General features: G+C 34.6%; 10 protein-coding genes. 4 read left to right on the top strand and 6 right to left on the bottom strand.

The genetic code is table 11. From position 1 onward, the window contains the following. The first annotated feature begins 91 nt into the window (after positions 1 to 91). Positions 92 to 1381: a citrate synthase gene (locus tag KORDIASMS9_RS00190; protein WP_114900919.1), complete on the top strand. Its 1290-nt coding sequence runs from the start codon at positions 92 to 94 to the stop codon at positions 1379 to 1381. Positions 1382 to 1463: 82 nt separating this feature from the next. Then, the gene (locus tag KORDIASMS9_RS00185; RefSeq protein ID WP_114900918.1) at positions 1464 to 2381 is read left to right on the top strand and encodes a dimethylarginine dimethylaminohydrolase family protein; all 918 of its coding nucleotides are present in this window, start codon (positions 1464 to 1466) and stop codon (positions 2379 to 2381) included. Between the two features lie 460 nt (positions 2382 to 2841). Here the strand turns inward: KORDIASMS9_RS00185 and KORDIASMS9_RS00180 are convergent, their stop codons facing one another. From KORDIASMS9_RS00180 to KORDIASMS9_RS00155, 6 genes are all read right to left on the bottom strand, one after another. Continuing rightward, positions 2842 to 3267, bottom strand: coding sequence for a hypothetical protein (locus KORDIASMS9_RS00180; protein ID WP_162819689.1), 426 nt, complete (start codon positions 3265 to 3267; stop codon positions 2842 to 2844). Then, positions 3230 to 4114, bottom strand: coding sequence for an RHS repeat domain-containing protein (locus KORDIASMS9_RS00175; RefSeq protein WP_256387014.1), 885 nt, complete (start codon positions 4112 to 4114; stop codon positions 3230 to 3232). The genes KORDIASMS9_RS00180 and KORDIASMS9_RS00175 overlap by 38 nt, the downstream gene beginning before the upstream one ends. Positions 4115 to 4785: 671 nt before the next feature. Next, positions 4786 to 5184 (bottom strand): hypothetical protein, encoded by a 399-nt coding sequence (locus tag KORDIASMS9_RS00170; protein ID WP_114900915.1) that lies wholly within the window; start codon positions 5182 to 5184, stop codon positions 4786 to 4788. Continuing rightward, complete coding sequence (locus tag KORDIASMS9_RS00165) at positions 5181 to 10202, bottom strand: DUF6443 domain-containing protein (RefSeq protein ID WP_162819687.1); 5022 nt, start codon at positions 10200 to 10202, stop codon at positions 5181 to 5183. Before KORDIASMS9_RS00165 ends, KORDIASMS9_RS00170 begins: the two co-directional genes overlap by 4 nt. Before the next feature lie 13 nt (positions 10203 to 10215). After that, the gene (locus tag KORDIASMS9_RS00160; RefSeq protein WP_162819686.1) at positions 10216 to 13596 is read right to left on the bottom strand and encodes a hypothetical protein; all 3381 of its coding nucleotides are present in this window, start codon (positions 13594 to 13596) and stop codon (positions 10216 to 10218) included. A gap of 46 nt (positions 13597 to 13642) precedes the next feature. Next, complete coding sequence (locus KORDIASMS9_RS00155) at positions 13643 to 14044, bottom strand: LytTR family DNA-binding domain-containing protein (RefSeq protein ID WP_114900912.1); 402 nt, start codon at positions 14042 to 14044, stop codon at positions 13643 to 13645. 512 nt (positions 14045 to 14556) lie between these two features. Here KORDIASMS9_RS00155 and KORDIASMS9_RS00150 point away from each other — a divergent pair. Beyond that, a complete protein-coding gene (locus KORDIASMS9_RS00150) occupies positions 14557 to 15369 on the top strand; it encodes a hypothetical protein (RefSeq protein WP_114900911.1) in 813 nt (270 codons plus the stop codon). Between the two features lie 236 nt (positions 15370 to 15605). After that, positions 15606 to 16541 carry a citrulline utilization hydrolase CtlX gene (gene ctlX, locus KORDIASMS9_RS00145; RefSeq protein ID WP_114900910.1) on the top strand — a complete coding sequence of 312 codons (936 nt, stop codon included), beginning with the start codon at positions 15606 to 15608 and terminating at the stop codon, positions 16539 to 16541. Positions 16542 to 16670: the final 129 nt, after the last annotated feature.

The raw sequence follows: 16670 nt of genomic DNA, 5'->3' as shown, positions 1-16670 counted from the left end.
TTGTTAAATCCTTTATAAAGTATTTTCATAAATCGCTACATATTTCGTAATTTAGCGAACCAGATAAAAACAAAAATATTCAATAGAAAATATGTCAGATACCACAGCTACGTTAGAAATTAATGGTGAAAAATATGAGTTTCCAGTAATTGAAGGAACAGAAAATGAACTTGCCATTGACATCAAAAAATTAAGAGGCTCTTCAGGAGGAATTATTACCATTGATCCAGGATACAAAAATACAGGTTCTTGCGAAAGTGCCATTACGTTTTTAGATGGAGAAAAAGGAATACTTCGCTACCGAGGATATGCTATTGAAGACTTAGCTGAAAAAGCAGACTTTTTAGAAGTTGCGTATCTATTAATTTTTGGAGAATTGCCAAATGGAGAACAACTGACAAAATTTCACAAAGACATCAAAGCACAATCTATTGTTGATGATGATGTAAAGAAAATCTTAGACGCATTTCCGAAAAGTGCGCATCCAATGGGCGTTTTAGCATCACTGACAAATGCTTTAACTGCTTTTAACCCATCTTCTGTAAATGTGGATTCGGAAGAAGACATGTACAAAGCGATTGTGAGAATATTGGCAAAGTTTCCAGTATTAGTAGCTTGGACGATGCGTAAAAAACAAGGTTTACCATTAGATTATGGCGATTCGTCATTAGGATACGTAGAAAACGTACTCAAAATGATGTTCAAGCAGCCAAATGAAAAATATACACTCAATCCGATTGTCTTAAACGCGTTAGACAAGCTTTTAATTTTACACGCAGATCATGAGCAAAACTGTTCTACATCAACCGTAAGAATCGTTGGTTCATCACACGCAGGATTATTCGCTTCCCTAGCTTCTGGAATCTCTGCACTTTGGGGACCATTACACGGAGGTGCTAACCAAGCGGTATTAGAAATGTTAGAAGCAATCAAAACAGACGGTGGCGATACTAAAAAATACATGGCAAAAGCCAAAGATAAAAGTGATCCATTTCGTTTAATGGGATTTGGACACCGAGTTTACAAAAACTTCGATCCAAGAGCAACGATCATCAAAAAAGCTGCGGATGAAGTATTGGCAGATTTAGGAGTAGAAGATCCAATCTTAGACATCGCAAAAGGACTTGAAAAAGAAGCCTTAGAAGATCCGTACTTTGTAGACAGAAAATTATATCCAAATGTAGATTTCTATTCAGGAATCATTTATAGAGCAATGGGGATTCCAACAGAAATGTTCACGGTAATGTTTGCTCTAGGACGTTTGCCAGGATGGATTGCACAATGGAAAGAAATGCGCACGCGCAAAGAGCCAATTGGTCGTCCACGCCAAGTATACATTGGAGAAAATCACAGAGAATTTAAAACAATCTCTGATAGATAATACAGAAAAAAACACCCACAAGCTTCATAGATTTTCATATCTGTGAAGCTTTTTTACTATATACACCTTACCCAAAAACTACATGTTAGCATTACACGTAAACGATGAAACTTCTACACTAAAAGCGGTGATTCTTGGAACTGCTGAAAGTTGTGGTCCTATCCCAAAAGCAGAAGATTGTTACGATCCAAAATCAAAACAACACGTATTGGCAGGAACCTATCCACTAGAAAAAGATATGATTCCTGAAATGGAAGCTGTGGCTGAGGTTTTTAAAAAATATAATGTTCAAGTATTCAGACCGAAAGTCATTCAAGACTACAATCAAATCTTTTCAAGAGATATTGCTTTTGTGATTGAAGACAAGTTTATCAAATCAAATATATTGCCAGATCGTGAACGTGAAATTGAAGCGATTCAACATGTAATTGACCAAATTAATCCTGAAAATGTAATCACTTTGCCAGAAGAAGTGCATGTGGAAGGTGGTGATGTCATGCCATGGGGCGATTATATTTTTATCGGAACCTACTCAGGTGAAGACTATCCAGATTATATAACCGCACGAACCAACACGGATGCAGTCATTGCGTTGCAAGAATTATTTCCAAACAAAATGGTAAAATCGTTCGAACTGCGTAAATCCAACACAGAACCTAAAGAAAACGCATTGCATTTAGATTGTTGTTTTCAGCCGATCGGAATCAATAAAGCAATCTTACATAAAAACGGTTTCTTAGTAGACGAAGAATACGAATGGTTGGTGAATTTCTTTGGGAAAGAAAACATCTTCGAAATTACCAAAGAAGAAATGTACAACATGAACAGCAATGTATTTTCCATATCGCCAACGGTTGTTGTTTCTGAACAAAACTTTTCACGTTTAAACACGTGGTTAGAAGCGCAAGGGTTTACAGTTGAAAAAGTGCCATATGCAGAAATTGCCAAGCAAGAAGGTTTATTGCGTTGCAGTACCATGCCATTAATTCGGGAACAGTAAGGTTTTCAATTAATTTAGATTATAATTTTTCCAAGTATTCCCAAAATTTCAATGAACATAAAGCCTACAGAAGACAGCAAAACAAGAAACCCTTGGATTTTTATGTTTTAGCTAGCTTTAAGTGAGCTATTTTCTGAATGCGCCTATATTAGCTTCACTGTTAAAGAACGTAAGTGCAGAGGTGTTTAAGCAATTTTTTGTAAATGTAATTTCCTGTGTAATAAGTTTCTTCTGTGTTCTCATTGCTATTGTTATATACGACTTTTGCTGCATTATTGCTGCCGCAATGTAAATTTAGGAATTGAGAACATCACTTTAAAAAAGAAAACAGTAGCTAATATATTTCTAACTACTGTTTTTCAATTATTTATAATTTAAATTAAAGTCATGCCCTAATTTGAACCATTACTTTTTTTTTATAAAAAACATCATTATGTTTCATTACCCTTCTATCACATTATCAATCTTTTTTACTAAGAACATAATCAATTGTATCAATGATAAGAGAATCTAGGTTTGTAAGGTTATTCTTTTTCTCTAGCTCAGTTTTTATTAAATCTAACTTTTCAGATTTGCATTTAAAAAATAATTTTGTGTACACAGAACTTCTTCTAGAACTAGGTGTTGGATAATGAAGATAATAACTATGTTTAAAAGTATTATCAAATTCTTCGTAATATTCCGTTATAAATCTTGGCAGGTTTTGTATGTCAATTGAATAAGCATTTATACTATCAGAATATTTAGCATACTCTTCTTCTATAGAATACGATAAGTTACCAACATCTATTGAAACTTTTTCAGTTTGATTTTTCTTCTCATTACTACAGCTTAAAAAAAACATACTACTAATTAGTATGATCGCCACTCGGTAAAACTTTGCCATTTTTAATAATTTGTTTGCTTCCATTAATATTTTGATATATCGGAGTCTTTCCTTTACTTCTTATATCTTTATCTGCTCTTTCAATTGCGTCTTTTTCAACGCCTTCTCTATTTTTATATTTTCTATCTAACATAGCTGCGGTTTGAAATTTAACTTGTCTGGAAAAGTTAGAAAAAGCCTGATCTCTTTCTTTTTTTGTTTCTAATTTATTAGCATATTTTACAAATTCAGTTGCACATTCATCTAAACAACCGGTAAAAGACTTATCTCCAAATAAGAAACGATATTCCTCTTGTTCGAGAATTTCTGAAAGTTGATCAAAATGTTTATTTTCATGAGTACTAACTTCATTTCTTAATCTAGGATTTTCCTTATCCAAATCACTACCAGAATCTAATTCCTCATTTACAGCGACTGATATTTCAACTTGCAATTCAAAAGTTCCATCGCTATGTGAAATTATTGTGACACTATTAATTCCTGTTACTCCTAAATCTCCAGTATTTTTAACTTCTTTTTTCCTTTTTGTTTTCTTTTTGACAGGATCGACTTCATCTTCATAATTAGCTAAAGGTTTCATTCCATTTGGATCATAAAATTTAATAGGATTGTCAAATGCATAATTATAAGGAGAGTGCCTAAGCATTTCTTCCGTTAAAGGATCAATATTCATCCATCGTCCAAGAGACGCATCATAGTTTCTAGCAGTAATATCAATCCATTCTAAACCAAGTTCACTTTGCTCTTCTTTGTCCCCCAAACCATAGTTATGATCTCTTCCTACAATTGCGTTATTATACCCTTTATGTTTCAATCCAAAGGGATAATAATGATTCTCTTCCTTGATCTCATCTTCGGCGCTGATGACACCATTTTTGTTTAAATCTTCATAAGAAAGACGAATGTTTCCTAAGTGATCTTTGTATTGATAAGTATAATTGAATCCACTAATTTTTCCTGGTTTCCCAACTACAAATTGTGGCTCTACATAGCCTTCTTCTGTATTAAAGAACGTAAGTACAACATTTGATTGCCCTTGAGAATTTCCTCTTTTATAAATGTAATTCCCTGCGTAATAGGTATGTGTTGTACCTGCAAACTGCTCGTCATTGACTTCTTTTTCAAGTTTAACGCCTGTTGTATCGTAAATGTAAGAAATGTGAACGTCACTTTCTAATGACTAGAAAAGAAACCGATATATGTACCAAATAGAATATAAATAACACAAAAGCAAAAAGAGAAGACTTTTTCAAGACTTCCCTTTTCAGCTTTATTTAGAGTTTGAATATCAAAACTCTAAGTTGTTTATTTCTAAGTGATTCCCTTATATGGGACATTTTATTGTAAAACTATCTCGGAGATAGCACGCCTAAATTTCATAGTATCTAAGAACTTTTATTTTCTATCAATTTATCAATGAACAAAGAAAACCAATAATTAATTTTGCACTTTAATCATTGGTTCTCAATATTTTAAAATCATGTTTTAATCCATGATTTATTTTACTACATTACCGACTTATTCTAATAAACTTTTATTCAATAAATCGCTTTCATGTTTAACAACTTTATTCTTATATAACCATGAAGAAAGATTCGTATTAGAAAATAGTGTGTCTTCATCAAAAATTATTGCATACTTGTATGTTCTACCATCAAAGAGGTTAGTTTTAGTTCCTTCAAAATTTTTAGCTTTATCTCTAATGGTTATTAATTCTTGTTTTAATAAATTAATTTGTTTTGTTTTTACCTGTCTTTCAAATAGTGTATCATGACTAAAAAATCTATTTAGATTTTTATATGTTAACACATCATCATCATAAACTAGGGAAGAATTATTTTTAATGACAACAATTTTATCATTACATGAAAAAAACAAAAGGCTTATAATTATTAATCTAAAAATACTAGTTTTCATTTCTTTGGTTTTATCGAAGTTGAATTTTTTGTTTCATAATACTCAATTGAATAATTAGTTCTTTTATCTTCACTTAATTTTTCATTTGCTTGATTAGCTAGGGAGCTGGTATACTCTTCTTCTCTATTAGTAAAGCTTAAATCGCCATGAGTTGAAGATTTAATTTTTCCCTTTGTTGAAGTATCATTTCTTCTTAATGTATAATTTTCATTATCATATTTATTATTATAACTATGTATTATTTCATGACCTAATGCTGAAGTTGGAGAATTGTATCCAATATTATCTTTATCAACAGGTTTAGAAGCATCTTTAATAAATAAAACTCCTTGACGAGATGCAAATTCTATTTCATTGTCTCTTCTATTATATCTAGAACCAGTTTCTTTTTTTCCTTCAGTTATTGTAAGAGTTACATCTTCATCTTCTATTATATGTTCAAGCACATTCACTAAACTTGCTTGACAGCCATCTCCTAAACAAAACTCGAGCGCATCTTTTTCATATAATTTGTCTAATGCCATATAAGTATCTCTTTCAAATTCATTTTCAATTTTGTCATAGTCTCTATCTTTACTATACGAATAATAATTATCTCCTATTTTTATTCGTTGACCATCAGGATCAATAAAATATATAGGATTATTCATAGAATATGAGTATGGTGACCATCTTACATATTCATCGGCAGCATTATCTACATTCATCCAGCGCCCTAGAGAGGCATCATAATTTCTCCACCCATAATCTTGCCAAACAAGTCCTAACTCATTTTGCTCTTCTTTTCCACCAAAACCATAATTATGGTTTCTTCCAACAATCACGTTATTATACCCTTTATGTTTTAAACCAAAGGGATAATAATGATTCTCTTCTTTGATTTCTGTCAATGGATCAATAGTTCCATTTTCATCTAAATCTTCATACGAGAGACGAATATTCCCTAAGTGATCTTTGTACTGATAGGTATAGTTAAATCCTATGATCTTCTCTGGTTTGCTTGGATCAAATTGTGGTTCTACATAGCCTTCTTCACTGTTAAAGAACGTAAGCGTAGGAATAGTTACTGCATCTGATTTTTTGTAAATGTAATTCCCAGCGTATTGTGTTTCTTGTGTTGTTTCAGAACTCTGGTCATTTACAACCTTCTTTTGTTTTATTCCTGTTGCATCGTAAATGTACGTAATACTACTGCTATTATCAAATGTTATTTGCATCGGTAAGTTTAAATGATTGTAACTGATGCTCGTAATGCCTTTGTTTTTATCCACAATCATGTTTCCATTGGCATCATACACAAAGTCATTGTTTGCATTGGTTGGATCTGTACTTGAGTTTGTATTTCCATCGTTAAACCCAGATGTTATATTGCTGATATCCGTTACATTTAACAACTGATTTCCATGATATTGATACCTAAGGTTGTCCATGATATCAAAGTCGGTAGCCATTGCATTGAGATGTCCTTTTCGAGTCAGATCGGTAATGTTTCCATTGAGATCATACTTTACATCATCCAAGTTGTAATTTGCTGTATTGTCTACCGCGCTTTTTATTCTATTAAGCGGATCATACGTGTATATATAATCTTTTAAGGAACTATCCTGTCCTTTGGTCTTCCAAAATGTGCTGCTAATGTTTCCATTGAATAATTGCTTGCTTGGATCAGCAATATCATTGTATGTGAGCGCAAAACTAAAGAGGTCATCTCCTTGATTGTTGACATCATTAATCCCTTTGAGCCATCCATGAATGTTATAAGTGTAGTCTACCTCTTGCAATTCTTTTTCTAAATCAACAAGAACTAAGTCTCTAATGGTAGCATCTTGATGAAACATGGCTACATCGCCTAATAATGGCATTCCGTTATCTATAACATTGGAGATAAAGATAATTTGATTGTTTTTTAGATAATACACTGTTGTTCCTCTACGCTCAATCTTTAACTCATCTCCGCCTACATAACTATCTACATTCCAAGTGGTACTTCCATTTTCACGAATATGAATATCACCAATGGAAGAAGTATAGATACCATATTTTATGCTTTGATAGCTGTTATCGCCCACAACGTCTGAAAGCCCAACAATCATAGTTTTGTTGGTCTGTGGAACTATATAACTTAGATATCCATCGCCGTTAATTGTAGTTGTTGTGGATACACCTCCATCCCAATTATTAGCCGTTGTTTTACTTAGTACTTCTTTGTCTTGGGTGATATTGCTAAAATCGCCAAATAGACTTAAAGCCGGTAAACTACCTCCGACTTGCTTTTGAATGAGTTGTCCGAGTTCATCATAATGATTTTTTGACATCAGTTCTTTCCCCTGATTGTTGATCTGTTTGGTTTGATAGAGCAATCTATTCCCTGTATCATACACATACTCATCAGCGGTTACCACAGGATCATTACTTAGCTGCTTATGTGTTGTATTTGTTTTTAGCACTTTTCCTGAAAAGTCTAACAAACTACTCACCGCATCGGTGGTTTCCAAGTAATCGTTTTTAGAACTTGTATGAATTCCACGTCCTTTTTCATCATAATAAGAAACCGTCGTAATCCAATCATTGGTATCTAATACACGTACTTTGCTTCCTGTAGCCAATCCTTTTACATTTTGGGTAAAGGCTTGTCCCATTACAGAATATCCGATATACACATTTTCAATAGCTGTATCAGGATCGTAAAAAGAGGCATCTCCTACCAGCGTTCCTGTAAAGCTAGTCGTAACTCCATGAAAAACCACTCCGTTCTTTTTAAATAGAATTTGATTGCCCGCGCGTTCTACTCTAAAAGTATCTCCAATCTCGCAATACGTAGCAGCAAAAGATTCTTGAACACCTTCTTTGTAGACTAAAACACGTCTATCTGTTCCATATCCTGTATAAATAGCATAATCAATTGTATTGTAATGTAAATTACCCGAAGTCGTTTCATCGGTAAGTCCCACCATGACACGCTGATTATCTGTCTGAGTAATGGTGTATTGAATATATCCATCGCCACTAATACTTCCTTCTGATGTAAATCCTGAGTTTGTCCATGAAGGAGAGAGCAACGCAGGTTTTTTATGTTCAATTCCCGTAGTAAGTACTCCTGTACTTTCATTAAGATTATAATTGGCTTCATAGGAAGTTCCTGTATCCCATAGATAATCGTCATAGTAATTTACAGTATACAACTCAACAGTTCCATCATTTGGATAGGCATTATTGGTGTAATACACACTTGTACCATTGACCATAGATGGTGTAGTAGTCTTTGATTCGTATAGTGGATAGTTTTCTGCAATACTTTGCAATTGACCTCTAGTTTGTTTATCTCCAAACTTTCCTGTGTACACCACGCGTCCAAGCGCATCATATTTGGTAAATAACCACTTATCCTTGGTTCTTAAATTCACATCTTGGGTAAGTATGGGGCGATCTAATGTATCGTAGACAATATATTCCCATCCTTTGGCAGGAATCTTCTTTTCAATGAGTCTATTTCGATGATCGTATTTGTATTGATAACAAAGTGTGTTGAGTACATCGGTATCAATCGTTGCTGCTATCGATGCCATTGGCGGCAATACATAGGTGAGATTGCCAAAATCGTCATAGATATAATAGGTATCTAAAGTATTTGATCCATCATAGGTACGCTTCAATACGACTTGTCCCGATTTGTTTTTAAATTCTTCTGTGGTGTGATCTGTAGGATACGTTTGTCCGGGTTGCCAGTTTTCATCTTTGGTAATTGTTTTGTAAAGCGTTTCTGAGGGATACAAACCATTGGCTGTAAACTGAATATCTTCTGGAGCTCCTACTGGATGAGTTACATCAAAACGTTTTACAGCATCCACCGTTTGATCATTCAAATCATATTGCATTTTAATGGTATGATTAAATTCTAAAGACCAATCTTTTCCTGGAGCTGCCGCTTGGGTGACTCTGTCAATCTCATCATATACATTGGTACTGTACGATGGATATAAAAATCCTGTCTCTGGTGTATCATTTGGAATATCGTCAAGTAATTCCTGTGGAATATTCCCTAAATTATTTAGCATGGTAAGTCCACCATTATTCGGAACAAAACTAGATACATCTTCACTATACTTATTATGATAAAACTGTTGTTGATATTTTATTTCTTTATCAACTGCCGTAAAAGAGAGTGTACCTCCGGAGGCTGGACTAAAAAACCCTCCACCTTTTTGCGTACTTACATACGGTAAAAACTGTGTATTGGCGCGTCCATAACTATCGTAAGAAACAATGGTTTTTATATCTCTATTATCCTTAGGAGACTGCCCAATGGCTATTTTCATTTGCGCACGCCCCAAACCATCAAAATAGGTAATTTGTTCTAACTTATCGCGCTCTTGAATGCTCGTGAGTGCTGTTAGGTATACAGGTTGTTGATAGGCAATGGTATGTACATAATTTCTGTTTTGATCAATTCCTACTACTGTAGTCACATCAGGACATCCATTGTATAAGCCAAATGTATTTGGACAAGTATCGCCAGCATTGATTACATAGCCACTTGGAGGCGTTCCAGCACATGACAATAGTAACGCTCCTATATCTCCAAATCCATCACCATCTACATCTTCATAATATGGAATTGCTTGTGTGATACTTCCATCGGCATCATTACAATCCAATTGTAATCCAGAGAAGTTTTCTAATATTACATTCTCTCCAATCAAAACAGCATTTTGATTTGTAGGAACACATGCATTTTCGACACTGTCAACGATGTAAGATCCGTCGCCATCACCATCAACAAATACCACCCAATAGCTATCAGGATTGATTTCTGGATCGGTATCATCGCAATCATCATTATTACATACCAGTCTGTTGTGTTCTGCAAATTGTGACGTCACAGTTTCTGTACCTGTGAATAATATACTTCCATAACCATCTCGATCTAGATCATAGTAGTGGGTTAAGCAATTCCTCTGTGCGTTTGCGGTTAGCCCTAAACCACAAATAAGTAAAAGGGCGAATATGTATTTTTTCATAATATATGTGGTTTTAGTTAGTTCTGTAATTATAATTGTTCTCACTAAGAACATGTTGATCGTGATCTAATACGTGTTTTAAACGCCCCATAGTATCGTAAGTATAATACGTGTTTCTTCCTCTTGGATCCGTGGTTTGGACGACTCCAACTAGCGGTTGATACCTATAGGTACTCACCATTGCCTGTGGAAGATTGTCTCGAAGTGAATTCAAAGCGTTTTCTAATGCTGCCCCTGTAAGATTCTGAATATTTGCTTCATCTAAAAGAATCGAAACTTGTGAATACGTAGCATTTTCAATTTTTGCCACAGGATAGTTGTAATTATATCCCCAGAGATAGGTGATGTGAGTTCCATCTGTTTTTGACACTTCTCGAACCTGTCCATATTTGTTATAGCCATGATAAGTAACTCGCTCTTCTAGTGCATTATTTTTCTTTGCTCCAGACATGGATTGTAACAAATTATTGGTAGGATTATCATTTGGATCACTTCCTGTAAACCCTCCATATTGTGTGATGGCTGTTTGCATCAGTGTTGTTCCCTTAAATTGCTGGGTTTTTAATGGAACATTCAATCTGTTTTCTGAAAGAAGTACGGTATTGTTTTCTTCAAATGGATAACGAATTACTGTTTCATACACATCGCCTTTACTATCGGTAAAACTAGTTCTAGTAGGATTGTAATGATTAGGTGCACTTTCATAAAATGTTTGAGTTACCTGGGTAAGTTCACGAGTGCCTTCTTTGGTGACTACGGTCTGTTGTTTCGGTAGTTTCTGTCCAGGCCAGATATTGTATATATTTCTTGAAATATTACAGACGTCATTGGTCATACAAGCAAGAATATCGTCGTAATCTTGAAATTGAAATGGCCATACATGGTATTCTCTTTGCAATACAAACCCTTCTATGTTATCTATACTGTGACTTGCAAAAATCTCATAGTGAGTCGTAGCACTACTTTTTCCTGTCACTTCTTCTAACACAGGATGTCCACCAACCCATTCCTGCGTATAGGGTGCTCCTGGAAAAGTAATATCTGTAGAGGCTATGGAAAAGGTGCGTCTTACTTGTCGCATTCTAGAACTTCCAGCATCTAAACTACTGTATCCTGTCTCGGTAGCTACCTCATGTATGTTTTCTAAAACCGCTTTGTAACCTGCATAGCCCGATTGGGTAGTCTGCAATGGTACCCAACTTTGAGATACATACTTACGAGTGTTATTTGCTCCTATTGAATAATAAAAAGGTTGACTAACCACATAGCCTCCTTCATATTCAAAACTTTTGTAAGAAGAAAGTCTATTTTCATCATAGGTTTTGATCGCTTTTACGCGGATTCCACCAAAATAATCAAATGCTTCAGAAGTTAGATTCGGATTCTCTTCAAACCACGAAAAGGTCACATCACTGTAATGATCTACAAGGTTATAATTATCACCGTCAGTCGTTATTTCAATTTTAATTTTATAAGTAGCGTTTTTATCTACAAGTAATGATCCCGATTCCCAAATAGAATAGCGTTGTACAAGAGTTTCATTACCTCCATCTACTTTATATAAATCAAAAAACATAGAGTTACAAATCAAGTCTGCTCCCGAGTAAACCGCATCTGCGGTATCACATCGGTTGGAAAACCCGAAATATTCCATACGAGTCATATTAGAATCACTTGATGAAGGCTTAGCATCATCAGTTATAGTAAAAGTATTGGAACTAAATATATAGGTTGTTTCATTGCCGTTTTCTGTAATGCTATGCTGATTATTCGCTAATGCTGCTAACTTTACTTTTTCTTCCAAATAGGGCGATCCATTAATATGACGTACATCACCACGGTTATTTTCATAATAAAGTTTGGTAATTCCTCCTTCTGGATATTGAATACTATTTAAAATACAAGCACTGCTGTAATCAGGATCAACCTCTCGATTCGCCATTTGTGCATTTCCAGCTCCATGATAAGGAATTAAATTACTATTATTTTTCCCATTATAATAACCCCAATGATCTTGTGCATACGAACGCTTATCAGGAAGTACAGTTCTTGCATCGCTTGTATCGTAATTGTATCCAAAACTGTAGCTATAATCATCTGCTGGATTATGACCGCCATAGTGCCCTTCAAAGGTTACTTTTTCTAAATACAATCGTTTGTTTAAATAGCTATCTGTTCCCGCATTTATTTCTGCCTGTCCTGTACCAATGAATTCACTTTTTGTTACGGGTGGACTATTAAAGTATCCATGAGTAAATTCAATACGTTGTGTAAGTGTATTAGCTGTGTCATATACCTCGATGTACTGTAAACGCTGTTTTTTTGATTGTGTGTCCAAACGATCCGCGGTGTCGCGCACAAAATGTACCGAACCTTTACTACTTGTAATTTTTGAAAGTAGTGTGTAGTGACGTCTAGTCACTGAATAGGTCTCTATACGTTTACGATCTTGACCATTTAATACCTGACTTCCTTGTTGAACCACCAATGATTGTGATCCTTGTGCGGTGGTAATATCATTATGAGGATAAGCCGTTGTATACCCATCTAAAATAGGACGGTCATATTCCAGAGTAATTACATCGCCATTTGGGCTGGTTACTTTGACCAAATCCCAAGTCTCCACATAACTATAGTTGCTTACATCATTGGTAGAGAGTTCAATCTGTCCATTAATTTTCTGAATGGTCTCGGAATTGTCAAAGGAATTACCTTTTTCAAACTCATACACAATTCCGTTGGTATCTGTAATTTTCCAACTCTCTATATTATAACCATTAAACGTTGGCTCAATGAGTACATTTTTATTGGGAAACTGTACAATTTCTCCTTTAGGGTTATTGATAGGATCTCTTTCTTGATTGAACATAAAACGTCCTGATTGTCCAAACATACTGTAATTGAAATCATCTGGCTCATAATCAAAACGCTGTAAAATGGCATTGTCACCTGTATAATATCCACAACCATTAGGATCATTGATGAACCCTTCACATACCTGTTTAATATAATCTACTGTATATTGATTGTGAATAAACCCATATTGTCCTTCATCATCGAGTTGCCCTTTTACCGTTCTAGTAATTCGACCGCCTGCCGAGAGACTCCACCCAAGTCCTACCCAACTTGATTCTTCGGTGACACGGAGTCCGCCTGCGTGATAGGAAAGGTTCACTGGAGCAGAAAGCTCTCTTCCTTGAAGCGTATAAATAGGTACGCCAATATTAGGAATACCATTGTAATAGGAAACAGGAACTTCGCTGTAACGCAGCAATGAAGCTACTTCGGGACTTTGCGGAATCACCGCGGGTGTGTTGTATTCTGTAGCACTAATTTGAGAATAACCCCAAAAACAACAGAATGACATGCACAAACATGCAATAAAATTTTTCATGAATTTGATTTTTATTAATTATTAAATTTTTAATGTGAGAATGTGTTTATACTGCCATCTTAAATGGCATGTTGGTTTCTTGAGTGCGCGTCATCTTAGCAATCACACGATTCTTGCGGTGACTTACTGGAAGTACATGTTCACCATGTAGATGCATCAAGCGATAGCGTGGCTCATACTGTTTTACATGTGAAAGATTGATTAAGTACGAACGATGAATTCGAGAGAAATTGTCATCAGAAAATAACTGCTCATAAAATCCAATAGCTTTACTACTGAGTATTTTTGAACCATCTTTTAAGTAGAGCCATGCGTAACTTTCACAAGCTTTTATGTAAATAATCTGTGATTTGTCAATGTATGTACCTTGGTGTTTACTTCCAACTCGCAGATACGTATATGTATCTTCAATAAGAACCCTGTGTTTTTTTGTTTTTTCTACAATCATGCAATGTGTTTTTTTAGTTACTATTTCTATTAAAAAAAAGTGGGTAAAATAGGGTTGGAGTTTGTCTTCGTGTATTAAAGGAAGGTATTATTCCAATTACATCCAATATTATTTTGTAAGCGTTGAATTTTGAAAATAAGCGTTGAATTTTTGTAAGAAAAGCTGTTTTTGCCTTACAAATAAAATGTTAACGAAATTTTTAAGATTCAAATCTCTCGGGTGCAAAAATCGAAAATCAAGACAAATTATCTTCTGATTTTGAGGTTGTGATTCTGTAGTTGCAGTAGCATTTTCTATTTTTGAAAATATTGGTTTAATGCGTAGATTATTTTTTAGGATTATATGTAATAGATTGGAACAATGATTGTTTTATAGAAACCTATTTTAGCGAAGACTATCTAAATGATTTTCTAGGAACATGTTATAATTTTAAAAAAAGTAAGGTTTCTAGCAATTTGTAGACTAATACCATTTTAAATGTAAATTGGTATAATTTGATTAAATAAAAATTCATGAGAAAGAAAATTGTACAGTTTTTTGTATTCGTACTGTTGTTGAGTTTTTCTCCTAACGGGAATGCACAAGGCGCCATCAGCGGATTCTACAACAAAAAAGGAACTGCAACTTTAGTGCTAGGCGCAGGATTTGAAGACTCCAAAAATTACTTCATCGGAAGGGTGAAAAGTGACCTTAGCCGAAATTTATACAGCGTTTCTATCTTTGGAATTTATGGCATTAGCAATCGCCTAAATGTACAAGCTTCGTTACCATACTTGTCAAGCGGAGAGCAAAACGGGTTACAAGACGCACAAATATTTCTAAAATACAAGGCATTTCAACAACAACGAGAAACATCCAAACTTGAACTTTCGTTTGCGACAGGTTTTTCTACCAATGTGAGCGATTATCGTGTTGGTGGACTCAACGATTTAGGGCAACAAGCCAAAATACTAGAAACACGTGCGTTACTGCACTATCAAAAAAAATCGGGCTGGTTTGCCAATGTGCAAAGTGGATTTTCTTTCAAATTTGAAGAAGTACCGAACAGTTTCCCGTTTACGCTCAAAATAGGAAAAGCAAGTGCAAAAAGCTATTTCGATTTTTGGTACGACTTTCAATATGCTTTTGGCGGAATTGACTATCGAGGAACACCATTTCCACAGAACTTTAGAGAATTGGGTGTTACGTTTCATAAAGTTGGCGGAACGTATCATTTTCCACTCTCAAAAAAATCAGGAATCTACATTTCGCCTTCGTATGTTGTGGATGGACGAAACGTATTTCAAGGATTTGCCTATCACGCAGGATTTACCTATCAACTCTAACAATTCCCATCATAAAAAAATAAAAATCTGACTTTCAATTAATTACAAATTGCGTGAAATAATTGAAGCATTTTTTATGAAAGAAAATTACATCAAATTCATGTTTAATTGGGACTATGTTTGAAAGGTTGATAACTTTTTGGAGTTTTCATTGAAAAAACTAAAATAAAACTAGCTTTTTTTTAGTTTTTATGTAATTTTACAACCTTAAAAAACCCTAATAAAAGTACGCTATAATGCAACAAATTACCAATACAATTTTAATGGTACGTCCCGTTGCGTTTCGAATGAACGAACAAACGGCTGTAAACAATTACTATCAAGAAACTATTGACAATTTGCAACCCAAAACCATACAACAAAAAGCACAAGAAGAATTTGATGCCTATGTAGAAAAGTTGCGAGGAATTGGCGTCAATGTCGTTGTAATTCAAGATACACAAGAACCAGATACGCCCGATTCTATATTTCCAAACAACTGGATTTCTTTTCATGAAAATGGAAATGTTGGGATCTATCCAATGTTTGCTGAAAATCGTCGCTTGGAACGTAGAGAAGATGCGCTGGAAGTGTTGGAAACACAAGGTTTTCACATTAAAAATGTAGTAGATTATACGTCCGCGGAAGAAGAAGGTGTTTTCTTAGAAGGAACCGGAAGTATGGCGCTTGATAGAGTGAACCGAAAAGCCTATTGCGCATTGTCTCCAAGAGCAGACGAAGAATTGTTTATTGAATTTTGTGAAGATTTTGAATATTCGCCAGTGATATTTGTAGCAAATCAAACCGTGGATGGAAAACGAAAAGCCATCTATCATACCAATGTGATGATGTGTTTGGCAGAAACTTTTGCTGTGATTTGTTTGGATTGCATAGATGATAAAAAAGAGCGAAAAAATGTAGAAAAACATCTTAAACAAGATGGAAAAGAAATCATCCGAATTACGGAAGAACAGGTGACACACTTTGCTGGAAACATGTTGCAAGTAAAAGCTGCCAACGACGAACCGTATTTAGTAATGAGTCAATCTGCTTATGATTCCTTAACCAAAGATCAAATAACAAGCATAGAAAAACACTGTAAAATCCTATCAAGTTCTATAGAAACTATTGAAACCTGTGGTGGCGGAAGTGCACGCTGCATGATGGCGGAGGTTTTCTTGCCGAAGAAATAATCAAACTAAAATAAATGATCGCAAAAGTCCAAATGATAATTTTGGACTTTTTTTATGAACTTCTCAAAAATGACAAAAAAGGTTTAAAAAGTTGATAAAAAGGTTTTGTTTTAAGAAGAAAGATTCAAA

This window comes from Kordia sp. SMS9, from assembly GCF_003352465.1.
Taxonomy (GTDB): domain Bacteria; phylum Bacteroidota; class Bacteroidia; order Flavobacteriales; family Flavobacteriaceae; genus Kordia.
Note: the sequence above shows the minus strand (reverse complement) of the source record. Positions and strands in the feature narration are given on the sequence as shown.